The 26800-nt window shown below is 38.7% G+C and carries 18 protein-coding genes and 2 pseudogenes; 15 read left to right on the forward strand and 5 right to left on the reverse strand.

The window, feature by feature from the left end:
• Positions 1-131 precede the first annotated feature (131 nt).
• A complete protein-coding gene (gene polA / locus KJS37_RS10035; RefSeq protein WP_213497217.1) occupies positions 132-2747 on the forward strand; it encodes a DNA polymerase I in 2616 nt (871 codons plus the stop codon).
• A gap of 558 nt (positions 2748-3305) precedes the next feature.
• The gene (locus KJS37_RS10040; RefSeq protein WP_213497219.1) at positions 3306-4484 is read left to right on the forward strand and encodes an MFS transporter; all 1179 of its coding nucleotides are present in this window, start codon (positions 3306-3308) and stop codon (positions 4482-4484) included.
• Between the two features lie 10 nt (positions 4485-4494).
• Here the strand turns inward: KJS37_RS10040 and KJS37_RS10045 are convergent, their stop codons facing one another.
• Positions 4495-5229, reverse strand: a complete 735-nt coding sequence (locus tag KJS37_RS10045; protein ID WP_096368972.1) for a DUF975 family protein — start codon at positions 5227-5229, stop codon at positions 4495-4497.
• A 134-nt stretch (positions 5230-5363) separates the two neighbouring features.
• Here KJS37_RS10045 and tgt point away from each other — a divergent pair, with 134 nt between their 5' ends.
• From tgt to KJS37_RS10065, 4 genes are all read left to right on the forward strand, one after another.
• Positions 5364-6512, forward strand: coding sequence for a tRNA guanosine(34) transglycosylase Tgt (tgt, locus tag KJS37_RS10050; RefSeq protein ID WP_003133524.1), 1149 nt, complete (start codon positions 5364-5366; stop codon positions 6510-6512).
• 106 nt (positions 6513-6618) lie between these two features.
• Positions 6619-8586 (forward strand): alpha-amylase family glycosyl hydrolase, encoded by a 1968-nt coding sequence (locus KJS37_RS10055; RefSeq protein WP_213497221.1) that lies wholly within the window; start codon positions 6619-6621, stop codon positions 8584-8586.
• 84 nt (positions 8587-8670) lie between these two features.
• The gene (locus KJS37_RS10060; protein ID WP_213497223.1) at positions 8671-9420 is read left to right on the forward strand and encodes a tRNA1(Val) (adenine(37)-N6)-methyltransferase; all 750 of its coding nucleotides are present in this window, start codon (positions 8671-8673) and stop codon (positions 9418-9420) included.
• Positions 9421-9578: 158 nt separating this feature from the next.
• Positions 9579-10628 carry a BMP family lipoprotein gene (locus tag KJS37_RS10065; RefSeq protein WP_017369973.1) on the forward strand — a complete coding sequence of 350 codons (1050 nt, stop codon included), beginning with the start codon at positions 9579-9581 and terminating at the stop codon, positions 10626-10628.
• 29 nt (positions 10629-10657) lie between these two features.
• On the opposite strand, the gene KJS37_RS10070 is transcribed toward KJS37_RS10065, so the two are convergent.
• The 4 genes from KJS37_RS10070 to KJS37_RS10085 form a co-directional block, all read right to left on the reverse strand.
• Positions 10658-10882: a YkuJ family protein gene (locus KJS37_RS10070; RefSeq protein ID WP_017369972.1), complete on the reverse strand. Its 225-nt coding sequence runs from the start codon at positions 10880-10882 to the stop codon at positions 10658-10660.
• A 50-nt stretch (positions 10883-10932) separates the two neighbouring features.
• Positions 10933-12267, reverse strand: coding sequence for a glycosyltransferase family 4 protein (locus KJS37_RS10075; RefSeq protein WP_213497225.1), 1335 nt, complete (start codon positions 12265-12267; stop codon positions 10933-10935).
• A 12-nt stretch (positions 12268-12279) separates the two neighbouring features.
• Positions 12280-13278: an LTA glycolipid anchor biosynthesis glycosyltransferase, IagA/BgsA family gene (locus KJS37_RS10080; protein WP_165714129.1), complete on the reverse strand. Its 999-nt coding sequence runs from the start codon at positions 13276-13278 to the stop codon at positions 12280-12282.
• Between the two features lie 96 nt (positions 13279-13374).
• Positions 13375-14592 carry a S1C family serine protease gene (locus KJS37_RS10085; protein WP_213497227.1) on the reverse strand — a complete coding sequence of 406 codons (1218 nt, stop codon included), beginning with the start codon at positions 14590-14592 and terminating at the stop codon, positions 13375-13377.
• A 303-nt stretch (positions 14593-14895) separates the two neighbouring features.
• Here KJS37_RS10085 and rlmH point away from each other — a divergent pair, with 303 nt between their 5' ends.
• From rlmH to KJS37_RS10125, 9 genes and pseudogenes are all read left to right on the forward strand, one after another.
• Complete coding sequence (rlmH, locus tag KJS37_RS10090) at positions 14896-15375, forward strand: 23S rRNA (pseudouridine(1915)-N(3))-methyltransferase RlmH (protein ID WP_096368977.1); 480 nt, start codon at positions 14896-14898, stop codon at positions 15373-15375.
• The gene (locus KJS37_RS10095) at positions 15372-16019 is read left to right on the forward strand and encodes a DNA alkylation repair protein (RefSeq protein ID WP_213497229.1); all 648 of its coding nucleotides are present in this window, start codon (positions 15372-15374) and stop codon (positions 16017-16019) included. Before rlmH ends, KJS37_RS10095 begins: the two co-directional genes overlap by 4 nt.
• Before the next feature lie 74 nt (positions 16020-16093).
• A complete protein-coding gene (yajC, locus tag KJS37_RS10100) occupies positions 16094-16426 on the forward strand; it encodes a preprotein translocase subunit YajC (protein ID WP_017369966.1) in 333 nt (110 codons plus the stop codon).
• A 198-nt stretch (positions 16427-16624) separates the two neighbouring features.
• Complete coding sequence (gene uppS / locus KJS37_RS10105) at positions 16625-17362, forward strand: undecaprenyl pyrophosphate synthase (RefSeq protein WP_213497232.1); 738 nt, start codon at positions 16625-16627, stop codon at positions 17360-17362.
• Positions 17359-18153: a phosphatidate cytidylyltransferase gene (locus KJS37_RS10110; RefSeq protein ID WP_017369964.1), complete on the forward strand. Its 795-nt coding sequence runs from the start codon at positions 17359-17361 to the stop codon at positions 18151-18153. Before uppS ends, KJS37_RS10110 begins: the two co-directional genes overlap by 4 nt.
• A gap of 176 nt (positions 18154-18329) precedes the next feature.
• The gene (rseP, locus tag KJS37_RS10115) at positions 18330-19577 is read left to right on the forward strand and encodes an RIP metalloprotease RseP (RefSeq protein WP_213497234.1); all 1248 of its coding nucleotides are present in this window, start codon (positions 18330-18332) and stop codon (positions 19575-19577) included.
• 26 nt (positions 19578-19603) lie between these two features.
• On the forward strand, positions 19604-21454 hold the full coding sequence (locus KJS37_RS10120; RefSeq protein WP_017369962.1) for a proline--tRNA ligase: 1851 nt from the start codon (positions 19604-19606) through the stop codon (positions 21452-21454).
• 383 nt (positions 21455-21837) lie between these two features.
• A pseudogene (locus tag KJS37_RS10485) lies at positions 21838-22431 on the forward strand (PolC-type DNA polymerase III N-terminal domain-containing protein); the annotation flags it as partial.
• A gap of 453 nt (positions 22432-22884) precedes the next feature.
• Positions 22885-26721 (forward strand): annotated as a pseudogene (locus tag KJS37_RS10125) (PolC-type DNA polymerase III); the annotation flags it as partial.
• Positions 26722-26800 lie beyond the last annotated feature (79 nt).

The following is a 26800-nucleotide window of genomic DNA, read 5'->3' on the forward strand; positions in this document are numbered from 1 at the left end:
GAACACAGAAGTTAAGTCCTATTACGCCGGAAGTAGTTGGGGGTTGCCCCCTGTGAGATATGGTAAATGCCAAGTGAACTAAAGAAGCTAAGGCTTCTTTTTTTTTATAGATTTGAGGTATAATAGGAGTTATGGAAAACAAGAAAAATACATTACTGCTTATCGACGGTTCTTCGTTAGCATTTCGGGCTTTTTTTGCCCTTTATAATCAAGTAGATCGTTTTGTGGCTCCAAGTGGCTTGCACACTAATGCTATATACGGTTTTCATCTTATGCTGAACAATTTGGTGGAAAGATTAAATCCTAATCATGTTCTGATTGCATTTGATGCAGGGAAAACAACATTTAGGACGGAAATGTTTTCTGCGTACAAAGACGGTCGAGCACGTACACCAGATGAATTTCGAGAACAGCTTCCTTTTATAAAGGAACTTATAGAAAAGTTGGGCTATAATCACTATGAGCTTAAAAACTATGAAGCGGATGATATCATTGGTACTTTAGATAAAATGGCTGAACTTCCTGAAGCTGGCGATTACGATGTAACAATCGTAACTGGGGATAAGGATTTGATTCAATTGGCTGACTCAAATACGACAGTTGAAATTTCGAAAAAAGGCGTAGCTGAGTTTGAAAGCTTTACTCCTACTTATTTAATGGAAAAAACAGGCTTAACGCCAGAACAGTTTATTGATCTTAAAGGTTTAATGGGTGATAGCTCGGATAATTATCCTGGGGTAACAAAAGTTGGGGAAAAAACAGCCTTGAAGCTTCTTCAAGAATGGGGTTCTATTGATAATCTTTATGAGAATATTGATTCACTGAAGAAAAGTAAGATGAAAGAAAATCTTATTGCTGATCGTGAAATGGCCTTTTTATCTCGTACTCTTGCAACGATTGATACGAAATCACCGATTGAAATTGATCTTGCTGATACTTTGATTAAGCCTGTGGACACAGCAGAATTGATCAAGTTTTATGATGAGATGGGATTTGCGCAATTCAAAGCAAAGCTTGAAACAGCAGAGGCTGATGAGGTTTCGCTCAGCTTTAAAGTTGTGGAAGATGCAACTGATATTTTAGTAGACAAAGATGATTTCTTTTATATTGAAATTTTAAATGAGAATTATCATAAAGAAGACATCATTGGTTTTGCTTGGGGAAACGAAGAAAAAGTTTTTGTATCTAAGAATACAGAACTCCTAAAGAATTTCCCTTTTCCTGAAAATACATACGATTTTAAGAAAAATAAAGTTTTGCTTCATCGCTTAGGTATTGAACTACCTACAGCCAAGTACGACAGTATGTTAGCTAAATATCTTATTTCTACAACAGAAGATAATAAGGTTGAAACTATTGGTCGATTATTTGCTAACAAGTATATCTCTACTGATGAAGAAGTTTACGGCAAAGGAGCAAAACGTCGTATTCCTGAAGATGAAATTCTTTTCAAACATTTGGCAGGTAAAATTCATGTCTTAGCTGCAACGAAAGCGGTAATGATTCAAAATCTCGAGGAAAATGAACAATATCATCTCCTGACGGAAATGGAACTTCCCTTGGCCAACGTGTTAGCTAAAATGGAAATAGCAGGAATAGCTGCTGAAGTGAGCACCTTAGAAGAAATTGGTGCGGCAAATCAGAAGCTAATTGCTGATTTAACTGAAAAAATTTATGAACTTGCAGGTGAAGAATTTAATATTAACTCGCCTAAGCAACTTGGAGTCATTCTTTTTGAAAAATTACAGCTGCCACATGGTAAAAAAACTAAGACAGGCTATTCAACAGCAGCAGATATTTTAGAAAACTTAGCTCAAGACTATGAACTAGTAGCCAAAATACTGGAATATCGTCAAATATCAAAAATTCAATCCACTTATGTGCAAGGATTGATCCCGCAAATAGCTGAAGATGGCCGTATCCATACACGATATGTTCAAGATTTAACGCAAACAGGTCGTCTCTCTTCGATTGATCCAAATCTGCAGAATATTCCAGTACGCCTAGAAGCTGGACGCTTGATTCGTAAAGCTTTTGTCGCAGCTGAAGATAATATTCTTTTGAGTTCCGACTATTCACAGATTGAACTTCGTGTCTTGGCGCATATGTCTAAAGACGAACATCTTATAGATGCCTTTAATCATGGTGCTGACATTCATAGCAGTACAGCAATGCGTGTTTTCAACATAGACAAGCCTGAAAATGTTACGCCTAATGATCGTCGCAATGCGAAAGCTGTCAATTTTGGTATCTCCTATGGAGAAACAGAATACGGGCTCGCTAAGCGCTTGAGTATTTCCAATAAGGAAGCAGCAGAGATGATTCAAGCTTACTTTGAACGTTATCCAGGAGTTGCAAATTATATAGCAGAAACAAAGCGTGAAGCGAAAGATAAAGGCTACGTAAGCACGATGTTTAATCGCCGTCGTAAACTACCAGAAATCAATAATCGCAACTTTATGGTGCGTCAGGGTGCAGAACGCCAAGCTATAAATGCCCCGATCCAAGGGTCAGCCGGGGATATCTTGAAAATTGCCATGATTAATCTCGATGCAGCATTGTCAGAAGGCAAGTTTAAAGCCAAATTATTGCTACAAGTTCACGATGAGATTATTCTTGAAGTACCTAAGGAAGAACTTGCGGCGGTTCAAAACTTGGTAAAACAAACCATGGAATCTGCAGTAGAGTTAAATGTTCCCTTACTTGCTGATGAAAATACAGGCGATAGCTGGTATGAAGCAAAATAAATTTTTACAAATAGAATATAAAAACACTCCCTATTGTTAGAGAGTGTTTTTTTCTTTATCAGTAGTTTTGACTGCTTACCGTACGAATCAACCAGATGAAGAAGGCGATAATAGCTAGTGTGAAAAGGAAATGAGTATTGAAGAAGAGAAAGAGTCCGCCTAGAAAAAGCTTTGCAAGGAAGATAAAAAGAAGCAATGGCAAGATGAATTTAACAAAGCCTTTGAGAAATAGATAAGTACATAGAATAAAGAATAATAAGAATAGCATAATCATTAACCCTCTCGATTTATTTATATCTTTATTATAACATTCTAAAACTTATGGACAATCAGTCTTTCGAATGAATTTTAAAGCGCCCTTTGCTGGTCATAAAATTTATGTAGACGAATAGGTGAGGCAAATGTGAAGCTTTAGAAAATTAAAATAGGCAGAAAAATGATATAATAATATGTAACTAAAATTAAGCTATAATCAAAAAAATGCTAGGATAAGCTCTCGGAAACGGGAGTTTTCCTGCTTTTTATTTGATTGATAGCGGATACAAGTGAAGGAGAAAAATGAAAAAAGAAAAGTTATGGACGCCAAGTTTTATTATTAATATGCTACTCAATTTTATATATTATTTAGTATTTTATATTCCAACGATTGTTATTGGTACACATGCAATGGCAATGTATAATGCTTCTGCAGGTACAGCTGGAATTTTAACAGGACTTTTTATTGTTGGTAGTTTATTTGCACGTCTTTGGGCGGGAAACAACATTGCAAAATGGGGCGTTAAGAAAATGCTCTTTATGGGAACAAGCATTTATTTGCTCTTTGGTTTGGTATACTATCTTGTACCAAGTGTTGAGAGCTTGCTCGTTCTTCGCTTCCTACATGGGATTGGTTTTGGTATAGCAACAACAGCTTCAGGGACTTTAGCAGGAGCAACAGTTCCTTCTTCTCGTAGAGGTGAAGGTATCGGTTATTATGCTTTATCGGTAACGATGTCTTCTGCTATTGGCCCTTTTCTCTCCATGTTTCTTTATGGTAAATATGGTTTCACACTCTTGATTCACCTTTCAAATGTCCTCTTGTTGATTGCACTTATAGGTATCTTCTTTATTAAAGTGCCTCATACGACTGTAGCGCGTACGGAAAGTATTAAGAAGAAATTCTCTTGGTCAAATTATTTTGAGAAGAAAGCTGTGTCTATTTCTGTAATAGGGATGCTGATAGGTATTGCTTATTCAAGTATTTTGGCATTTATGAATACTTATTCCTCAGAAATTGGGCTTGCAACAGCTGGATCTCTGTTCTTCCTTATTTATGCCCTAGCAATATTGGTTTCACGCCCTGTAACTGGTCGTATCTTTGATATCAAAGGTGATAATTATGTCATGTACCCTGTCTTTATCTTTTTTGCAATTGGCTTGGTACTGATTGGCTGGGCACAGTCTTCAATCATTTTACTGGTGGCAGCTATTTTTATTGGACTGGGTTATGGTTCATTTTCACCTTTTGGTCAAGCTATTGCAATACGTAGCTCAGGCGTTGATCGTTTAGGTGTAGCCACATCGACATTTTTTGGCTTTTTAGATATGGGTGTAGGTTTTGGTCCTTTCATCATGGGGCTTCTCGTTCCATTTTTAGGTTATCGTAATCTGTATTATGCATCAGCAATATTTATCGTTTTAATCATTGTTATCTATTATTTCACCCATGGAAAAAAAGTAAAAAAAGAAGCTCAGTAAGAGCTTCTTTTTAATATGCAGTTTGATTCATGTGTCTCTTCGTATCAATTAAGTTTTGGTAATAAGCGATAGTAGACATTTCGATATATGGGGTTGTCCAGAATTTAGCAAGACCTAGAGTAATACCTGAGAGGATATACCATAAGATGAAGCTCAACAAGAAGAGGAAATAATCTCCACGTGAGCCACGCATTACTTGAGCAGAGGCATTGAGTACGCCCCAAATACCAGTATAAGTTCCAGCTTCTAATTGGTCAAAAAGAATGTAATCTTTTTGTGACCAACCCAAGCCAAGATAGATAGCAAAAGGAATACCAATAATCGTCACTGTTAAAAGACCAATGAGAAGTGCAGTCACTAAGTGAAGAACAAATATTTTTGTCCAACTGCCGTCTTTAAAAGGAGTAAAGACGTTTTTAAAGCGTGGATTTTCTCTTTCGCCACGATATATTTTAATGTAGTTGAAACGCGCACCAACAGTGATAACATCTATAATGATCGAGATCATTAGGCCAATCAGGCCGCCGATAAGTATTCCTAGGAGTACAGAGAGTAATAATCCTGTTGTAATAGTATTAGCATCAAAATTATTGACTGTATCCATATTGGAATTGTAGTTTGATTGGTAAGTCACATTTGTTGAGATAATGCCCCAGAAAATTGGAATTAAGAACAAACGTAATTTGGCACCAAAGTTTTCTCTCAGAGCATCCTTAGCTCTTTCTTTTAAATCTTTAAACTTCATAGTATCCTCCATTTCTTAGAATACCATAAAAGACGGGGCTTCACAACCAAAAACTTTTAGAGAAAGGGGGTTATAGACTGGCTGGGCAAAATCAAAGAAATTTGATATACTTGTAGAAGTTTAAAGGAGTTTACATGACTGAACATGCAATAAAATACAGACTGATTAAAAAAGAAAAACATACAGGCGCGCGTCTCGGTGAAATTATAACGCCACATGGGACTTTTCCAACACCTATGTTCATGCCTGTAGGAACACAAGCCACGGTTAAGACACAATCCCCAGAAGAACTCAAAGAGATGGGCTCTGGGATTATTCTTGCCAACACTTATCATCTATGGCTTCGTCCAGGCGATGAGCTTGTTGCTCAAGCAGGCGGCTTGCACAAATTTATGAACTGGGATCAGCCTATTTTAACGGATAGCGGAGGTTTCCAAGTTTACTCTTTGGTGCAAAATAAGAAAAACATCAGTGAAGAGGGTGTTAAGTTTAAAAGTCATCTCGATGGTCGTGAACTTTTCCTCAACCCTGAAAAAGCGATTTCTATCCAAAATAATTTAGGCTCTGATATTATGATGAGCTTTGATGAATGTCCACCTTTTTATCAACCTTATGATTATGTCAAAGCTTCTGTGGAACGTACATCCCGTTGGGCAGAGCGTGGCCTAAAAGCTCATCAGCGCCCACATGATCAAGGACTTTTCGGTATCGTTCAAGGTGCTGGCTTTGAAGATTTACGCCGCCAATCAGCGCGTGATCTTGTTAGCATGGACTTCCCTGGCTACTCGATTGGGGGACTTGCTGTGGGTGAGTCACACGCTGAGATGAATGCTGTACTTGACTTTACAACACCGCTTTTGCCAGAAGATAAACCACGTTATTTGATGGGAGTCGGTGCACCAGATAGTTTGATTGATGGCGTCATTCGTGGTGTAGACATGTTTGACTGTGTGCTACCCACACGTATTGCCCGTAATGGTACCGCAATGACAAGTTTTGGCCGTGTGAATATTAAAAATGCCAAATATGAGCTTGACTTCACACCTCTTGACCCAGAATGTGACTGCTATTGCTGCTCAAACTACACCCGTGCTTATTTGCGTCATTTATTCAAGGCAGATGAAACATTTGGCCTACGCCTTTTAAGTTACCATAATTTACATTTCTTGATTAACTTGATGACAAATGTTCGTCAAGCTATCATGGATGATAATCTTCTAGAATTCAGAGAAGATTTTTGTGAAAAATACGGCTACAATAAGCCAAATGCTAAGAACTTTTAAAAATAAAAAACAGAGAAAATTTACGTTTTCTCTGTTTTTGTTTAAATCCCTCATAAAAATATAATCCCATATCTAAAAATGGTAAAATAAGGAAAAGATTGTCAGCATGATGAAGAGGAGGTTTCTCAGAATGTTAAATATTTTGCAGTATGATCCATACCTAGAACCATATAAGGAGGACTTATCCTATCGTTTATTTGAATTTTCAAGAACGAAGAAGCGATTACTTGGAATGGAAGGGAAACTTATAGATTTTGCCAATGGTCATAAATATTTTGGCTTTCAACAAGAAAAAGAGTATTGGACTTTTCGCGAATGGGCGCCCCATGCTGAAAAAGCTTTTTTAGTAGGGGATTTTAATGATTGGACAGACCACCATGAACTAAAGGCAGCTTATGGTGGTGTGTGGGAAATAGTTGTACCAGGTACTTTGCCACTTGGCTCCAAGGTGAAGGTTAAGCTTATTATCAATGGAGCTGAAGTTTATAGGGTACCCTCGTATGTGCTCTATGCTGTTCAAAATGAATATCTTGAGTTTGACGGTATGATTGTTGCTCCAGAATATGAATTTCAACATTCTTCGCCTCTCTTAGAAGAGGAAGCACCGCTTATTTATGAAGCTCATATTGGAATTTCTAGTGAAGAGCATAAAATAAATACTTATCAAGAGTTTACACGCGATGTTTTACCTCGTATTAAGGCAGCGGGCTATAATACGATTCAGCTTATGGCTATTATGGAGCATCCTTTATATGCAAGCTTTGGTTATCAAGTTTCTAACTTTTTTGCAATATCAAGCCGTTTCGGAAAACCTGAAGATTTGATGGCTTTGATTGATACAGCACATGGGATGGGACTTCGTGTTTTATTGGATGTGGTCCATTCACATGCTGTAAAAAATGTTGGAGAGGGTCTGAATCTTTTTGATGGAAGTAGTGATCAGTATTTTCATCAAGGCGCGCGTGGTGAACATGCAGCATGGAACACAAAGTTGTTTAACTACGGGAAAGATGAAGTTATTCACTTTCTTTTATCTAACCTCAAGTTTTGGTTAGAGACTTATCATTTTGATGGTTTTCGCTTTGATGGGGTCACGAGTATGTTGTATCATCATCATGGACTAGGGACAAGTTTTGATAGTTATAAGAAGTATTTTTCAACAGAGACAGATATTGAGGCAGTTGTTTATCTTATGCTGGCTACTGAACTTGTTCATCAAGTGACCCCCCAGGCAACACTGATTGCAGAAGATATGTCAGCCATGCCAGGAATGGCACTTCCTATCTCTGAGGGAGGGATTGGATTTGACTATCGCCTTTCAATGGGGGTACCGGATTATTGGATTAAGCAATTTAAAGAAAAAACTGATGAGGACCTTGATTTAATGCAACTTTGGTGGGAATTAACCACACGACGTCCCGGAGAAAAGAACATTGGCTATGTGGAAAGTCATGATCAAGCCTTGGTTGGAGATAAGACACTCATGATGTGGCTGGCAAATGAAGCAATCTATGATGCGATGGATACCCACAGTGAATCCATGGTGGTTGACCGCGCCGTAGCCTTGCATAAAATAGCACGCTTGATTACCTTTAGTTTAGCTGGAGAAGGCTACCTCAACTTTATGGGAAATGAATTTGGTCATCCAGAATGGTTGGATTTTCCAAGAGAAGGAAACCATGATAGTTTTCAACACGCTCGTCGGCAATGGTCTCTCGCAGTAAAGGAGAATTTACGTTACCAATACCTGCTCAAGTTCGATCACGACATGATTGCTTTAGAAAAAAACTATCACTTTTTGAAACAAAGTGATAGCGTGCAACAATACTGGATAAAAAATGAGGATAAGCTTTTAGCTTATCGTAAGGGAAACCTGCTGTTCGTTCTTAATTTCCATCCTATCATGGAGCAAAAACTCCAGCTCGATGTGCCTAATCCTCCGACATTTCTTCTCGATACAGATGATCGAAAATATGGAGGATTTGGTCCTCGATCAAGCTTTTCTTATCAAAAAGAAACGGGGAAACTTAAACTTTCATTAGCTGCACGCACAGCGATGGTCTTTCAATTGTAAAAGTTAGAGCGAGCATCGTCTCGTTTTTTTGGTTTACCTGCTTTTCATCAAGAATTTTAGAAATGAAAATTGTATAATAGAAGAATGACTAAAATCGAATTAAAAGCTGGTGAACGCTTAGATCAGATCGCGGCATCGAATGTCCAGATTATTCAAAGTCGAGAGGTTTTTTCCTTTTCGATTGATGCTATTCTCCTCGCAAAATTTCCGCGCCTTCCAAAAAAAGGAAAAATTGTGGATATGTGTGCAGGAAATGGGGCAGTGGGCCTTTTTGCCAGCTCAATGACTAATGCACATATTACAGAAATTGAACTGCAAGAACGTTTAGCAGAAATGGCACAGCGCTCCATTAAACTAAATGGCTTAGAAGAACAAATGACTGTTATCAATGATAACTTGAACAAATCTTTAGACTATATCAATACCTCAACAGTTGATTTAATTTTTTGTAATCCCCCATATTTTAAGCTGGATGAAGCAAGTCATATTAATGATAATCACCACTACACTCTTGCACGCCATGAGTTAGCGACAAATCTTGATGAAATTTTTGAAACCAGCAAGCGCCTTCTAAAAACAAATGGACATTTGGCCATGGTCCACCGCCCCGACCGTTTTTTTGAGATTATGGATAAAATGAAAGCTCATAATCTGATTCCTAAGCGTATTCAGTTTGTTTACCCAAAAGCCAATCAAGCAGCAAATATACTACTCATTGATGCGATTAAAGATGGGAAAGCTGGGGGAGAGGTTTTTCTTCCACCTTTGATTGTACATGGAGAGGATGGCGCTTATACAGAAGAAATTCGAAAAATCTATTATGGTGAAGCATAAACGTTTTAAGATTGATTATACCAGAGATTATCTGGTATTTTTTTATAAGAAAAAATGTAAAATTTTACAAAAAAGAGGATTTTACAAGAAAATATTTTCAAAAAATCCGTTCTTGTGTTATAGTAGGTATCTATTAAATTTTGGGAGAATTTTATTTAATGAATAAACGAATTTTAACACTTGGTGCACTTGCACTTGCCTCAGTAACTATCCTAGCTGGTTGTCGTGGTCGCAATACTGAATCAGCCGGCGCTGCAACAGACTTGAAGGTAGCGCTTGTCCCAAGTACAGGTGGGGTAGATGACCGTTCATTTAATCAATCCGCATGGGAAGGCCTACAAGAGTGGGGTAAAGAAAACGGTTTGTCACAATCAAAAGGTATTAACTACTTTAATGCAAGTGCCGTTTCTGAATATACAACCAACTTTAATTCTGCTGTTTCGGCAGGTTATGGTTTGGTATTCGGTGTTGGATTCGACCTCCAAGAAGCAACATCACAGGCAGCAAAAAATAATCCTGATACAAAATTTACAATTATTGACTCAGTGATAAAAGGGCAAGATAATGTTGCTTCAGCAACATTCGCAGACCAAGAAGCAGCCTATCTTGCAGGCGTAGCTGCAGCAAAAACCACTAAAACAGATAAAGTCGGTTTTGTTGGTGGGATGCAATCGGATATTATCACTGCATTCGAAAAAGGTTTCACAGCTGGGGTAAAATCAGTTAATCCAGATATAAAAATTGAAGTACAGTACGCAGGTACTTTTACTGATGCAGCCAAAGGCAAGACGATAGCTGCAGCAATGTATGGTTCAGGTAATGATGTTATTTATCAAGCAGCAGGTGGTTCTGGTGCCGGTGTCTTTTCTGAAGCTAAAGCTCTTAATGCTACAAAAAATGAAGCAGATAAAGTATGGGTTATTGGAGTAGACCAGGATCAAGAGTATCTTGGAAATTATAAATCTAAAGACGGAAAAGATTCGAACTTTGTCTTGGCTTCATCTGTTAAAGAAGTTGGCGTTGCTGTAAAAGATATTGCAAACAAAACTAAGGATGATAAATTTCCTGGCGGACAAGTTCTTAATTATAATCTAAAAAATGGAGGGGTTAGCCTTGCCAAAGATAACTTATCAGATAAAACGTGGAAAGAAGTTGAAGCGGCAAAACAAAATATTATTGATGGTAAAGTTACAGTGCCAGAAAAATAAAAAAAAGCCATCAAGGATGGTTTTTTTGTTTAATAAATCATATCGTAAAGTTCGATTGCTACAAGGTCGATGTCATCAAAGATAGAAACATCTTTTTGTTTTGGATATTTGATAGAAAAGGCAGTTTCTTCTGGCACGAAGCTTACAGTTGCAATAACTTCACCTTCGCGCTCAAAGTTGTAAGTTTCTTTTGGATCAGCCGTTTCAATCAAACGATTCAAACGATCCATGATTGCCATCAAATGTGATTTCATTATTTCCTCCAATGCTTATTTTAAGGGACTTTTTAATTGTCCCACAAGCCTTATTTCATATTTTCTTTATCTATTTTAACATAATTCTGTAGATTTTTAGCGAGTTTAGTTGCTTTTTTTGTTAAATATTGGGCCCTAATTTTTTCTCTACGGATGGAACGTTTCATTTGTCTTGACCATTTTTGTGTAACGACATCAAATTCTTCTAAGAAATGCTCAGAATTTTTACGTGCTTGGTATTCAACGATAGTATCTTGATAGAAGTTATATACTTGTTGCGCAAAGTTTTCTGCAGAAATTTCGTACAATTTTTTAGCAAATTTGTCTTGGTCAAGTGTTTGGCTTTCTTGCACCGCTGCGACGACTGTATCAACGATTTCTTCATCAGAAGCAAAGAGACGGCCAAACTCCTTATCATCAATAAGCTCTGTGAGATAAGGGTTTACGGTTGCTAAAACACGTGTACCGGCAGCTAGTGCTTCAAGATAAGTTAAACCTTGAGTTTCAGAAGTAGAGGCTGAAATGAAAAAGTCTGCGGCTTTATAATAGTAAGCCGTTTTTGTATTTTCTACAGCTCCTGTAAAGACAACGTATTCTTCCATCCCTAGCTCAGCCACTTGCTCTTGGAGATTCTTCATATAGGGACCATCTCCGACAATGACCAATTTTACAGCAATTTGTTCCACCAACTGTGGCATAGCTGCAACGACGGCTTGAATGTTCTTCTCCGCCGCAATTCTGGAGAGGCTAAGAAGCATTGTTTCATCATCTTTAAGTCCTAAGCTATGACGTAGATCTTGAATCTCTTCGTGAGTAATTTCATCTCGTTTGAAACGGGACAAATCAATACCTGTTGGGATAATTCGTTTAGGCAAGTCAATACCGTAGCCATTCACAGTATCTAAGACCATTTGGCTAGGACAAATAATAGCTTCACTACCGCGTAGGAAGTTCTTGATGATATACTTCACCATACTAGGGCGAATTAAATGTCCCTTGGCAATGTAATGGACGTAGTCCTCATATTTTGTATGTAAAGTATGGATGACAGGAATCTGAAGCTGTTGTGCGACCATCTTCCCTAAGATTCCCATACCAAATTCTGTCTGTGTGTGGATAATATCAAGTTGGTAAGTCTGTGCGATTTGATAAGCAGCAAAAACTCCCTTGATTACAATCTTACGTTCAGCAAGTGATACAAAAGGTACACTTTGGAAACGTATAATATTTTCAGGTTCATGATCAACATCAGCATGTGGATCTGTTGTAGTAAAGATAAAAACCTGATGTCCGAGTTTTTCTAACTCAATAGTTAAGCTTTGAATACTTGTAGCCACACCACTAATTTGTGGGAAGTAGCTGTCTGTAAAAATTCCGATTCTCATAGTCTTTCTCTTTTATAACTCCAAAGTTTGGCGATAAGCAGCAGCGAGTTCAGCGGCGACATGTTCAATGGCGCGTGTTTGTGCAACTTGATAGCCTTTTTCTGTTTTATCAATTGTACCGTTCAGTACTTTTTCGAGCTCAGCTACAAAACCGTCAACATTTGAGGCTAAACTAGCTGATGTGGTGTCAAGCCATCCTTTATAAACTGGTATATCACGTACCACGACATCTTGATGACTGGCCAATGCTTCTAAAACCACAATACCTTCGGTTTCCTCACGTGAAGGAAAGAAGAAGGCATCAGCAGCAGTCATTGCTCCTTCATAGATGTCCCCTTTGATATATCCAGGGAAGCGCACATTATCAGGATGGTTCTTTTTAACGATTCGACGTACCCATCCAGGGATGGTCCAAAGGTTTTGATAGCCGAACCAGATGAACTGAACATTTGGCATTTTTTCGGCAACTTTAACGAAATCGTCAATGCCCTTCCGTTTGAAATAAAGTCCGGCACAAATGACCACTTTTTGTTGGTCTTTAATCTTAAAATATTGGCGGAAAGCTTCCTCTTTCTCAGGTTTAGCTTGATATTTATTCAAATCAATCCCATTGGAGATGGGCAAGATAGGACAAGTCAAGCCATACCCACGTAAAAGTCCAGCTGAATAGTCTGTAGGTGTGATCACCAAATCAGCTTTACGATAAAAACGCATCAAGTAGCGTTTAAACAGAGGTGCAATTAAGTTAGAACCGAGAAATGAATCTCGGAAGTCTTCCTCTGTAGAATGCCCATGGAAGATGACTTTTTTTCCAGCTTTTTTGGCTTTTTTGAGCATCCGCCAACTTTGAGGTCCATAAGTATTGAGGTGGAGAATGTCATAGTCCTCATTGGGATTTTGGGTCCACTCTACTTGCATTAGATTTAATGCTCTTTGTTGATGTTTCATTGCACGACCAATTCCTGAGCGGCTCAAAATTTGTTCGGCTTCTAAATAAAGTAATATTTTCATGCTTATCACTATTTTACCATAATTTCATTAACAAAAAATAGATTTTTATCATATTTACTTATCAAAAAAACCCCTGTTTCAAGGGGAGATAATTCTTTAATTTTGCTTGTCAAAATTGATATCACTACTTGTTTTATCTAACTTGATATTTGTAGTAGCTTGTTTTCCGTCACGATAATAAGTTACCTTAATCGTATCACCAATTGAAGATTTATAAAGTGTGCTTTGAAGGTTAACACTTGAAGTGATTTCGTCATCATTGATTTTGACAATAACGTCGCCTTGCTTGAGTCCAGCTTTGGCAGCAGGCATTCCAGATTGAACTTCAGCGATAGCAACACCGTTCGTCACGTCTTCAGGAAGGTTGAGTGAAGCCAACATATTTTGTGAAAGACTTGACAAGTTGACCATTTGTACACCGAGAGCAGGTCGAATAACTTTGCCATCTTTTTCCAACTTATTGATAATGTTGACGACATCATTGGCTGGAATCGCAAACCCCATGCCTTCTACAGAGACACCGCTGCTGCTTGTTCCACTTGGTGTTGAGGTAATTTTACTTGAGGTGATCCCGATGACTTGTCCTTGAATATTGATGAGTGCACCGCCAGAGTTCCCGGGGTTTATTGCTGCATCTGTTTGAATAGCATTAACATTAATGGTTTGGCCTTGGCTGTTTTGCAATGTAACATTGCGATTAAGACTAGAAACAATACCTTCTGTTGCTGAGTTAGCATACTCACTTCCAAGAGGAGAACCAACGGCGATAGCAGGTTCACCAACAGTAAGTTTGTCAGAGTTGCCGAACGTTGCGGTTTCTTGGACATACTTGGCATCAATTTTGAGGACAGCTAAATCCGAATAAGCATCGGAACCAACAACTTCGGCAGTTACTTTTTGACCACCAGCCATGAGAACTTCTAAGGAAGACGCACCTTCAATAACGTGATAGTTGGTTACGATGTATGCGGTATTGCCGTCCTTTTTATAGATAACCCCAGAACCTTCTCCAGATAGCTGTGGTGAGTTACTCTCATTGCTGCTTGTGTCGTCTCCGCCGAAAATCTTTTCAAAGTCGTTGCTTGAAGACGATTTTTGGTAATTAAGTACGGAAACAACAGTGTTTGAAATTTTCTTGATTGCTTTGGTTGTATCTGTATTGACTTGTACGTTAACTGTACTTACAGAATTGTCCGAAGTATTATTAGATGACGGCGTGTTAGTCATATTTTGGTAGATAGCACTACCCCCAAGAGCGATAGCACCTCCGGCTACGCCCGTAATAAGTAATGAGGCGATATTTTTTTTTGCCATAGTACAAGAATCTCCTTTTCCAGTAAGAAATATTTATACACAAGTATAATGTACATTCCTTAAATAATCTTTAATATAATACTTATAATTGCGGGATACTCACATTTATATAATACCTTAAAAGCCCCTAAAATGGAAATAGAAAAACAAGTTTTCCACATTTATGTGTAAAACTCAATAATAATTGTGTACAAGTGAATAAAATTCACAGTTTATCCACAAGAATGTGGAAAAATTGTGAAAAATGTTGATAAATATAGCTTTCATTTTGCTTTCAACTGGGGAAAAAGATAAAATAGGGGAATGAAGATAAAATTAATTGTTGTAGGAAAGCTGAAGGAAAAATATCTAAAGGATGGAATAGCTGAATACCAAAAGCGTATGCGCACGATGAATCCTGTGGAAATCATTGAGTTGCCAGATGAAAAAATTCCGGACAATCCTTCAGAGAAGGAAAAGGAAGCAGTAAAAAATCGAGAAGGTGAAAAAATATTGGCTCGAATCGATGATGGGGATAAACTGGCTATCCTTGCTATTCAAGGCAAGCTAATGACCAGTGAGGATTTGGCTGAGTTTGTGAAGAACTGTGAAATTTATGGCACACGCCAGTTGGTTCTAGTAATTGGGGGATCTTTGGGGTTATCCGATGCTGTCTATAAACGAAGTGATTTACAAATTTCTTTTGGGCGATTCACTTTACCTCATCAACTAATGCGACTTGTGCTTATTGAGCAAATTTATCGCGCTCAAATGATAAATAGAGGGAGTGCCTATCATAAATGAAAATCATAGAAGACTTTCATGCCCATGCTGATACAGAAAAGGCAAAGAAGCAAGAAGCTTACTTGCGTAACCAGTTTAAGTTTCTAGGGCTTCCAACACCGGTTCGTCGCGAGTTATCAAAAAGTTTCTTAAAAGAAAAAGCTGAAGAAAAGGTAATGGATTGGCAACTTGTTGATCACTTGTGGTCAGAAGAAGAAAGAGAATTTCAATATTTGGCATGTGACTATCTCCGAAAAATGAAGAAGTATCTAGATGCTACAGATTTGCACAAAATTTATCAGCTGGCAACGACCAAGTCTTGGTGGGAAACGGTGGATAGTTTAGATGAGTTAGTTGGGTATCTATTGCTTAGCGCAAAGATAAAAACAGAAGATATTTTGACATGGTCACTAGATGAAAACTTTTGGATTCGCAGAATTGCAATTGACTGTCAGCTCGGTTTCAAAGAAGCAACAGATACAGAGCTCTTGTCCGCCGTAATTCACAATAACTTAGGCTCAAAGGAATTTTTCATTAATAAAGCTATTGGTTGGGCTTTAAGAGATTATTCGAAGACCAATCCAAAATGGGTTGCTTGCTTTCTTGCCGAAAATGAAGAAAAACTTGCGAATTTGTCTTTGCGGGAAGCATCAAAGTATTTATAGACAGCCCTTACAAAATGTGCTATAATAGTCCTATTGTCTGTGGATAATCAATGTTTTAAAGGAGAATTTAATAAATGAATGTTATGTCTTTGATCTTTATGGTTGTTGTTGTAGGTGGGATGATGTTCTTCATGAACCGTAGCCAAAAGAAAGCTCAACAACAACGTCAAGAACAATTGAACTCAATGGTTATTGGCGCAGAAATCGTAACTATTGGTGGTTTACACGGTGTCTTGAGTGGCGTTAATGAAGCGGACGCGACAATCGAATTAGATTGTGAAGGCGTTATTTTGACTTTCGACCGTGCAGCTGTTAAAACAGTAAAAAATAACACTGCAGCACCAACAGTTTCTGAACCAACAGTTGTAGAAGAAACTAAAAAAGAAGATAACCCAATCGAAGAATAAGCAGTAAAAGATAAGTTTAAAAGCCTATCATTAATGATAGGCTTTTTGTTTTTCGAAAAACCCCTGATTATATTGGGAAAAAGGTCTTCGTTTTCTTTTTAAAGCCGCTGTTGAAGCGGCTTCCGAGCAAAAAGTATTGAATGTACCTGTGTTTTTATCCAAAATATGATAAAATGGGAGTACTAACTGTGAGGTGCTATGTTTAATAACTTAAAAAATAACTCGCAAGAGCAAATTCCAGTGCCACGGCATATTGGAATAATTATGGATGGAAATGGTCGTTGGGCGAAAAGTCAAGGGAAACCAAGAATTTTTGGTCATAAGGCCGGAATGGATGCCCTAAAAACGGCAGCTATCCACGGACAACGGCGTGGTGTAAAGGTGATGACTGTTTATGCTTTTTCAACAGAAAACTGGTCTCGTCCTATGGATGAGGTCAAGTTTATCATGAGTTTGCCCATCGATTTTTATAGTAAATATCTTCCGATTCTTAATGAAGAAAATATCCAAATTCGGATGATTGGCGAGCGTGAAGGTTTACCGAAAGCAACTTTAAATTCAATTGACCGTGCAGCTGCTGAAACAGCCAATAATACAGGAATGATTCTTAACTTTGCCATGAATTATGGTGGACGTCGGGATATCCTTTTGGCTATTCAGGAGCTGGCAAAAAGTGGTCAAGATTTGTCGGAAATAACGGAAGAAGAACTCTCGGCACATTTGCAGACATCAATTTTACCTGAAGATTTACGTGATCCAGATTTGATTGTCCGGACATCAGGTGAATTACGTTTGTCTAACTTTTTACCTTGGCAGGCTGCCTACAGTGAGCTTTACTTTACAGATGTAGCTTGGCCAGATTTTGATGAATCAGCTTTAGATGCTGCTATTTTAGAGTTTCAAAAACGTGATCGCAGATATGGAGGAGTAAAATGATAAAGCGTATAATCACAGCTATTATCGGAGGAGCCGTTTTTATTGGCCTGATGTTGGCAGGCGGGGCGTATTTTCAAATTTTAATAGCATTGTTGGTTATTATAGCGATGAATGAACTGTTCAAAATGCACAAACTACAATTGATGTCTTTTGAAGGAATATTATCAACAATGGCTGCCCTATGTTTGGCATTACCAATCGGAAAATATTTTTTCGGTATGGATGTTGAAGGAAGTACCCTTCTCTTCATGCTTTGTTTATTTGGGATGTTGACAGCTATGGTTTTTTCCAAAGGTTCGTATAGTTTTGAGGATATTGGCTTTCCTTTTCTCTCAGCCTTCTATGTAGGTATTGGCTTTCAAAGCTTACTCTTGGCACGTGAGAGTGGATTGGCTGTCGTCTTTTTGGCCTTATTCATTGTTTGGTCTACAGATATCGGAGCATATTTCGTTGGCAAATCAATTGGAAAACGAAAATTAATACCCGATGTTTCGCCAAATAAGACTGTGGAAGGTTCTATTGGAGGTATCTTATCTGCAGTAGTCGTTGCGATTCTTATGTTCATCTTTTACAAAAATGAACTGCCTCAAATCGGCTTTGTAAAGCTTATTCTCTTCACTATTGTTTTTTCTATCGTAGGACAAATTGGAGATTTGGTAGAATCAAGCATCAAACGTCATTATGGGGTAAAAGATTCAGGGAAACTTTTACCGGGACATGGAGGCGTGCTTGATCGCTTTGATAATTTAATCTTTGTCTTCCCAATTATGCATTTATTAGGCTTGTTCTAAGCCTTGAGGTAAAATAATACGAAATAAAAATACTCTCACTTCACATTTTATTACGCTTTAGGTAAAATAGAGTGTTAAGGAGGGTTTTATTTCAAAGAAAACAAGAAATAAATAAATCTTTAAAGTTATTCGCTCACAAGCTGATGAAAAGCTAGAAGATTAAGGGAGGATCTTTATTGATTCAAACATTGGTAACATTTATCATTGTCTTTGGTATTATTGTTGTTGTACACGAGTATGGTCATCTATTCTTTGCTAAGCGCGCGGGGATTTTAGTCCGCGAGTTTTCCATTGGAATGGGCCCCAAAATTTTTGCACATCAAGCCAAAGATGGCACGTTTTATAGCATTCGTATACTTCCTCTTGGAGGTTATGTCCGCATGGCGGGCTGGGGCGATGATACAACGGAAATAAAAAAAGGAACCCCGGCATCTTTGATGATTGTTGAAAATCAGGTGGTTAAAATTAATCTTTCTGAGCGGGTGACTTTGGAAAATAGTGTCCCCATGCTGGTCACTGAATACGATTTTGAAGAAGCACTTTTCATCGAAGGAGAAGTTTTTGGTGAAACAAAACGTTATTCAGTTGACCATGATGCAACAATTATCGAAGCGGATGGCACGGAACTTCGTATCGCTCCACGCGACGTACAATATCAAAGTGCCAGCGTTCTCGGCAAGATTTTAACAAATTTCGCTGGTCCTTTAAATAACTTTATTTTAGGGATTATAGCTTTTATTATCATCACTTTTATGCAAGGTGGTGTACCTTCTAATACAAATCAAATCGGACAAGTCCAATCTGGCACCCCTGCTTATTCGGCAGGTTTACAGTCAAAGGATAAAATCCAAGCAGTCAATGGTGAAAAAACGAATAACTGGGAAGAAGTTGTCCAAAGGATCGGTGCAAATGATGGCAGTGAAATCAAGCTGGATATCGAACGTGCTGGTGCGACGAAGACACTGGAGCTCAAGCCAGAAAAAATTGACGGAAGATACCGCATTGGTATCACTCAAACAATCAAAACAGGCTTTTTAGATAAGCTAACGGGAGGCTTTACTCAGGCTGCTAATGCAACAACGTTGATATTTAAAGCTTTAGGTAACCTCATTGCACAGCCAAGTCTTGATAAACTTGGTGGACCAGTGGCTATTTATGATTTAAGTGGGCAAGCAGCTCGAGAAGGTCTATTATCTGTTATCGCTTTACTTGCCATGCTCTCAATCAATCTGGGAATCGTAAATTTAATCCCAATCCCCGTCCTTGACGGAGGGAAAATTGTCCTCAATATTGTTGAGGCCCTACGAGGCAAACCACTCTCACAAGAAAAAGAAGGAATTTTAACGCTTGTTGGTCTTGTCTTCATGGTGATTCTGATGATTGCTGTGACTTGGAATGATATTCTCCGAGCCTTTATTAGATAAGAAACGAAAAATTTAAGGAATAAAATATGAAACAATCAAAAATGCTTATACCAACGCTTCGCGAAATGCCAAGCGATGCACAAGTTATCTCACATGCTCTATTAGTTCGTGCCGGATATGTTCGTCAAATCTCTGCAGGTATTTACGCTTACTTGCCATTGGCAAATCGTGTGCTTGAAAAACTGAAAACAATCATGCGCGAAGAATTTGAAGAAATTGGTGCCGTGGAACTTTTGGCTCCTGCGCTTTTAACAGCAGACCTCTGGCGTGAATCAGGACGTTACGATACTTATGGGGAAGACCTCTACAAGTTGAAAAACCGCGATCATTCTGATTTTATTTTAGGTCCTACACATGAAGAAACAATGACGGCCTTGGTACGTGATGAAGTTACTTCATATAAGAAACTTCCTTTGAATGTTTACCAAATTCAATCGAAATATCGTGATGAAAAACGTCCACGTTATGGGTTGCTCCGCGGTCGTGAATTCATCATGAAAGATGGTTATAGTTTCCATGCAGACTATGAAAGTCTTGATGAAACTTACAACGACTACAAACGTGCTTATGAAAAAATCTTTAGTCGTGCAGGACTTGATTTCAAAGCAATCATTGGTGACGGTGGAGCTATGGGTGGTAAAGATAGCCAAGAATTCATGGCTATTACAGCTGATCGTACAGATTTGGAAAAATGGTTGGTTCTTGGAAATTCTATTGAATCTATTGATGAAATTCCAAATACAGTTATTGAACAAATCCAAGAAGAACTTGCCAAATGGCTTGTGGCAGGTGAAGACACAGTTGTTTATGCTGACGGTGGTGACTATTCTGCTAACCTGGAGATGGCAACAAACAAGTTTGAAAATATTGCCAGCTATACAGAAACGCTAGAACTTGAAAAAGTTGCTACTCCTGACGCGAAGACAATCGATGAAGTTGCTGCCTTTTTAGAAGCTGACGTTGCTGAAACGATTAAAACACTTGTTTTCCGTGCTGATGAAGAGTTGGTTGTGGTGCTGATGCACGGTAACGATGAGCTGAATGAAGTGAAACTCCAAAACTACTTAGGTGCAAGTTCTGTCGAACCTGCTACAGAAGCAGATGTTGAAAACTTAGCTGGTGCTCACTTTGGTTCACTTGGTCCTATCGGTTTGAAAGACGTTAAGATTATTGCTGACCGTGAAGTTCAAGCGGTTAAGAATGCTATCATCGGAGCAAATGAAGATGGCTTCCACTATCGTAATGCTAATTTTGGTCGTGATTTTGAAGTAGACGAATTTGTTGATTTACGCACGGTTAACGAAGGCGAAATGTCTCCTGACGGTCGTGGTACACTTAAGTTTGCGCGTGGTATTGAGATTGGACATATCTTTAAATTAGGCACACGCTACTCAGATTCAATGGGTGCCAACGTTCTTGACAAAAATGGTAAGGCAGTCCCAATCGTTATGGGTTGTTATGGTATCGGCGTGAGCCGTTTGCTTTCAGCAATTCTTGAACAATTTGCCCGCATTTACGTAGAGAAAACACCACGTGAAGAATACAAATTCAGTTGGTCAATCAACTTCCCCAAAGAGCTTGCACCATTTGATATTCACTTGGTACCAGTCAATACTAAAGATGAAGAAGCAATGGCTGTAACTGCTGAACTAGAAACTGCCCTTCGTGGTAAAGGCTATCAAGTTCTTGTGGACGACCGCAATGAACGTGCAGGAGTCAAGTTCGCAGATAGTGATTTGATTGGCTTACCAGTTCGTGTAACGATCGGTAAAAAAGCAAGCGAAGGTATCGTTGAAGTTAAAATTCGTGCAACAGGTGAAGTTGTTGAGATCAATAAAGAAGAACTTGTCAATACGATTGAAATTTTGACGAAATAATAAAAAATTATAAAAACATCAAAAAATCGAGATTCTAATAATCTCGATTTTTTTGTATGTATTGATGAAATCAATACTCGAATTGTCTAATATTCGACAAGTAAATTAGTTAGCACGGTCATTGGCGTAAAAGGCTGACATTTACAAATTCAAATATATTTTGAAATTTCAATATTACTCCTTCTTATAATTCCAATATATTTGAAGGGAGCTAGTCTTAACTAAATGGCCTGATTGAAGAGTACTATTGGTTAGACACGGCTTCTCGTAAAGGAAGTTTAGTGCTGCATGTATTTGAAAATATAAAAATAGTAAAAAAGCACACATGTTGCTTTTTTGTTATAATGGAGGATACAGAAAAAATAGAGATATGCGGAGAAAAAATGGAAAATCTTTTTGAAAAACTAATGGATCAAATAAAAATGCCAAATCAAATTCGCGAATCGGCTCTTTTTTCCAGTGCAGAAATTGAAAATGTCGAAGTACATACAGAGCGTAAACTTTGGAAGTTCCAATTAAAATTTGAGAAAATCTTGCCAGTTGAACAGTGGAAGGTTTTGTCTGGATTAATTGAATCTGCTTTTTCAACTATCGCTGAGACAGAACTTTCGATAACAGTTGACCAACCAGAATTTGATGAGGCGATGCTCAACGATTATTATCAGCTTGCATTGACTTTACCAAACTTAGCAGATACAGCTTTTGCGAATATTTTTAAAAAATATCAGATAGAGCAACGAGGTGTTCAGATCAATCTTTTGGTCGAAGACAACCCCCAGTTGGATCATTTTGTAAAAAAAGACTTCCCTATCTTAGAAGAAAAGTTGAAAGATTTTGGCTTTGGAGCACTTACTATTCGTCCTGTTGTTGACGAAAAGTTAACCTTGGAGAAACGAGAAGCACATGAACGTAAAGTGCATAACATGTTGGCTGCAGAGTCAGCATCTCAACAGCAGATAAGTGAACTCAAAAAGCAGCGTACGGATGAAGTGAGCGCCAAAACCGAAAGAGCACCTGAAAAAATTGATACAGCCTTGTCAGAAGGAATTTCATTTGGACGTAAAATAAATGGTACAAGCCCCGTGACTTCGATGAGTTTTATAGCTGGTGAGGGAAGTGGCGTTGTTTTTGAAGGTTATGTCTTTGATGCGCATCATCGTGAGTTTGCCAGCAATGGTACAGGCAAAGTTAATCATGTCTTGGAGATGAAGATTGCGGATGAAACTTCCATATTTCAAGTTGTTAAATGGGGACGTAAAGACCATGAAATAGCTCAATTTGACACCATCGTGGAGAAAGTCAAGGCTGCCAATACAAGTGAAGATGATACGATTCAATTTGATCAGGGCATCTGGCTGCGTGTTCGGGGAAATATTGCACATGATGTTTATAAAGACGATCTAGTCATGACCGCAAATGATGTCGTTGAAATTACTAGAAAAGAAGATTGTAGCCGAGTTGCAGCACAAATTAGTGCTGTAAAATCAGATAAAATTCAGATAGGGCGTGAAATTAAAAATTCTGAGCCAATCACACCGATGCGTTCGGTCAGTGAATTTTCAACTCATGGTGCTTTGGTGTTTGAAGGCTATATCTTCAAGAGTGAGCTACGCGAGATTAAATCACGCAAGACAGGAAATATTAGCCATCTGTTAGAGATTGAGATGACGGACTACACATCCAGCTTTTATATTTCAAAATGGGTTCGTGGAGATGAGGAAATTGCTGTAGCTAAACAGCTTGCTGGCATTTGGGCGCGTGTACGTGGGACAGTGCAGCATGATGACTATAAAAAAGATCTTGTCCTCCAGATGAGTGACTTGCAAGAGATACCGACACAAAGAGTACGAGAAGACAAGGCAGCTGAAGGAGACAAACGTGTGGAATTCCATAGCCATACAAATATGTCAACTATGGATGCGATGCCTCCTGCAAGTAAACTTGTCGCCCAAGCTGCGAAGTTTGGTCATAAAGCAATTGCCATTACAGACCATGCGGGTCTTCAAGCTTATCCTGAAGCCCATCAAGCCGGAAAAAAACATGGTGTAAAAATTATCTATGGCGTAGAGGCAAATCTGGTAGAGGACAAGATTCCCATTGTGTTCAATGAAGAAGATGTCAATATGTATGAGTCAACTTATGTTGTCTTTGACGTGGAAACGACAGGATTATCTGCTGTCCATAATGACTTGATTCAAATTGCCGGAACTAAGATGCATAAGGGAAATCCTATTGGCGAGTTTGATGAATTTATTAATCCTGGTTATGCCATTAGTGATTTTACAACGGAATTAACAGGTATTACACAGGATCATTTAAAAAATGCAAAGCCTTTGTATGACGTTTTGAAAGCCTTTCAAGACTTTTGTCAAGGCAGTATCTTGGTAGCCCATAATGCTACCTTTGACGTTGGCTTTATGAATATGAATTATCAGCGAAATGGCTTGCCAATCATTAAGCAACCTGTGGTTGATACTTTGGAATTCGCTCGTAATCTGTACCCAGAGATGAAGCGTTTTGGTTTGGGACAATTGACGAAAAAGTTTCAGATTGGTTTAGAGCATCACCACATGGCCAACTATGATGCGGAAGCTACGGGGCGTTTATTATTTGTATTCCTTAATGAAGTACGCGATCGTTTTGGGTGGACATCGCTGATTGACTTGAACGATAAACTCGTAGCGGAAGATTCTTATAAGAAAGTTCGTCCAAAGCACGTCACACTTTATGCTCAAACACAAGCAGGTTTGAAGAATTTATTTAAACTTGTAAGTTATTCTAATGTTAAGTATCTTGCTGGTGTACCACGTATTCCGCGATCCGTTTTGCAAGAACATAGAGAAGGCATCATCGTTGGCTCAGCCTGCAAATCAGGCGAAGTTTTCGATGCAATAACAAACAAAACATTTGAAGAAGCATTAGAAATTGCGAAGTTTTATGACTTTATTGAAGTTATGCCGCCAGCGCTGTATCAATCTCTTGTTGTCGGTGGTAACTTTAAAAATGAAAAAGAGCTCCAACAAACGCTGAAAGACTTGATTAAGCTCGGTAAGAAATTAGGCAAACCAGTCTTAGCTACTGGTGATGCTCATTACCTTAACCCAGAAGATGCGATAAATCGAGAGATTATTATACGTTCGTTGGGGCAAGGGGCAGAAATCAACTGGAACCAAGGGCGAGGCGAACATGCCAAACCTCTACCTTTGCCTGAAGCGCATTTCCGTACGACAGATGAAATGTTGGACGAATTTAGCTTCTTAGACGAAGCCACAGCGCGTGAAATTGTGATCACTAATACGCAAGAAATGGCAGAGCGGTTTGAAGAATTAACGCCTGTAAGAGATGATCTTTACACACCGAAAATGACCTTTGAAGGTGGAGAAAGTTCCGAAGAGCGCATCACGCGTTTGACTTATGAGAAAGCGCACGAGTGGTATGGCAATCCTTTGCCAGATATTGTAGATGCGCGTTTGGAAAAAGAGTTACGTTCTATTATAGGGAATGGATTCTCCGTGGTTTATATCATTTCACAAGAACTTGTACGACGTTCAAATGAACGTGGTTATATAGTAGGTTCTCGTGGATCAGTGGGTTCATCACTTGTGGCAACAATGATTGGTATTACTGAGGTCAATCCTCTTGCACCGCATTATCGCTGCCCGGAATGTCAATATTTCGAATGCTATGATGATGGAAGCTATGGTTCAGGTTATGATATGCCTGACAAAAACTGCCCAAAATGCGGACATAAGTTGGTTAAAGACGGTCACGATATTCCCTTTGAAACTTTCCTGGGGTTCAAAGGTGACAAAGTACCCGATATTGACTTGAACTTCTCGGGAGATGATCAGCCCTTAGCCCATTTGGATGTCCGTGATATTTTTGGGGAAGACTACGCTTTTCGTGCGGGAACAATTGGTACAGTAGCCGAAAAAACAGCATTTGGTTTTGTCAAAGGTTATGAACGAGATTATAATCAGTTTTATAGCAATGCTGAAATTGATCGTTTAGCCATGACTTCAACAGGTGTTAAACGTACAACTGGACAACACCCGGGCGGGATTATCGTTATTCCAAACTATATGGATGTCTATGATTTTACACCTGTGCAATATCCAGCTGATGATGTGCGTGCGGAATGGCAAACTACCCACTTTGATTTCCATGCGATTCATGACAACATCTTAAAACTTGATATTCTTGGGCATGATGATCCGACAATGATTCGAAAACTCCAAAGTTTATCGGGGATTGTCCCACAAGATATTCCCATGGACGATGAGGAAGTAATGAAACTCTTTACAGGTACAGAGTCATTAGGGATTACGGAAGAACAGCTTGGTGCAAAGCTTGGAACATTAGGTATTCCTGAGATGGGGACCTTCACTTCAATGAACATGATTGCTGAAGCCAAGCCTAAAACTTTTGCAGATTTACTGCAAATTTCAGGACTTTCTCATGGTACCGATGTTTGGGCAGGTAATGCTCAAGAATTGATTCGCTCAGGAATTGCTGACTTGTCCAGCGTTATCGGTTGTCGGGACGATATTATGGTTTACTTGATACATGCTGGCTTAGATGAATCCATGGCCTTTAATATTATGGAACGTGTACGTAAAGGGATGTGGAGCAAGATTGGGGCAGAAGAAAGAGAAACCTATGTTAATGCAATGCGTGAGCATGGTGTACCAGATTGGTATATTGAATCTTGTTCGAAAATCAAGTATATGTTCCCTAAAGCCCATGCAGCTGCCTACATTATGATGGCGCTTCGTGTTGCTTATTTCAAAGTGCATAAGCCGATTCTCTACTATTGTGCATGGTTTTCTATTCGTGCAACGACATTTGATGTTGCAACGATGGGAGCAGGATTAGATGCTGTCAAGGCGAAGATGAAGGAAATCCGTGATAAAGGTTTCGATGCAACAAACACTGAGGTCTCTTTAATGACAACGCTCGAGCTTTGTAACGAAATGCTTGAACGCGGTTATAAATTTGGCAAGATTGATCTTTACCGAAGTGAAGCCACAGAGTTTGTTATTGATGGCGATACATTGATTCCACCATTCATTACGATGGATAGCTTGGGCGAAAATGTTGCAAAACAACTTGTTGAAGCCCGCAAAGAAGGAGAATTCTTAAGCATTATGGAACTTCGTAAACGAGGGGGCGTGTCACAAACAGTTGTTGATAATATGAAATCTATGGGAATCCTCCAAGGAATGCCAGAAGATAATCAATTAAGTCTCTTTGAAGATCTCTTTTAATAAAAAAACGAAAAATCAGACGCATTCCGTCTGATTTTTCATATGCCAAGAACGTGACAACGGCGGGGTTTTCCGAACG

The organism is Lactococcus formosensis, assembly GCF_018403745.1.
Taxonomy (GTDB): domain Bacteria; phylum Bacillota; class Bacilli; order Lactobacillales; family Streptococcaceae; genus Lactococcus; species Lactococcus formosensis.

Excerpts from the sequence above, each read along its gene's own strand:
- rlmH (WP_096368977.1), top strand. The coding sequence starts at position 14,896 with ATGAAGATAAAATTAATTGTTGTAGGAAAGCTGAAGGAAAAATATCTA.
- polA (WP_213497217.1), top strand. The coding sequence starts at position 132 with ATGGAAAACAAGAAAAATACATTACTGCTTATCGACGGTTCTTCGTTA.
- KJS37_RS10055 (WP_213497221.1), top strand. The coding sequence starts at position 6,619 with ATGATGAAGAGGAGGTTTCTCAGAATGTTAAATATTTTGCAGTATGAT.
- tgt (WP_003133524.1), top strand. The coding sequence starts at position 5,364 with ATGACTGAACATGCAATAAAATACAGACTGATTAAAAAAGAAAAACAT.
- KJS37_RS10085 (WP_213497227.1), bottom strand. The coding sequence starts at position 14,592 with ATGGCAAAAAAAAATATCGCCTCATTACTTATTACGGGCGTAGCCGGA.
- uppS (WP_213497232.1), top strand. The coding sequence starts at position 16,625 with ATGTTTAATAACTTAAAAAATAACTCGCAAGAGCAAATTCCAGTGCCA.
- KJS37_RS10070 (WP_017369972.1), bottom strand. The coding sequence starts at position 10,882 with ATGAAATCACATTTGATGGCAATCATGGATCGTTTGAATCGTTTGATT.
- KJS37_RS10120 (WP_017369962.1), top strand. The coding sequence starts at position 19,604 with ATGAAACAATCAAAAATGCTTATACCAACGCTTCGCGAAATGCCAAGC.
- KJS37_RS10045 (WP_096368972.1), bottom strand. The coding sequence starts at position 5,229 with ATGAAGTTTAAAGATTTAAAAGAAAGAGCTAAGGATGCTCTGAGAGAA.
- yajC (WP_017369966.1), top strand. The coding sequence starts at position 16,094 with ATGAATGTTATGTCTTTGATCTTTATGGTTGTTGTTGTAGGTGGGATG.
- KJS37_RS10065 (WP_017369973.1), top strand. The coding sequence starts at position 9,579 with ATGAATAAACGAATTTTAACACTTGGTGCACTTGCACTTGCCTCAGTA.
- KJS37_RS10110 (WP_017369964.1), top strand. The coding sequence starts at position 17,359 with ATGATAAAGCGTATAATCACAGCTATTATCGGAGGAGCCGTTTTTATT.
- KJS37_RS10075 (WP_213497225.1), bottom strand. The coding sequence starts at position 12,267 with ATGAGAATCGGAATTTTTACAGACAGCTACTTCCCACAAATTAGTGGT.
- KJS37_RS10060 (WP_213497223.1), top strand. The coding sequence starts at position 8,671 with ATGACTAAAATCGAATTAAAAGCTGGTGAACGCTTAGATCAGATCGCG.
- KJS37_RS10080 (WP_165714129.1), bottom strand. The coding sequence starts at position 13,278 with ATGAAAATATTACTTTATTTAGAAGCCGAACAAATTTTGAGCCGCTCA.
- KJS37_RS10095 (WP_213497229.1), top strand. The coding sequence starts at position 15,372 with ATGAAAATCATAGAAGACTTTCATGCCCATGCTGATACAGAAAAGGCA.
- KJS37_RS10040 (WP_213497219.1), top strand. The coding sequence starts at position 3,306 with ATGAAAAAAGAAAAGTTATGGACGCCAAGTTTTATTATTAATATGCTA.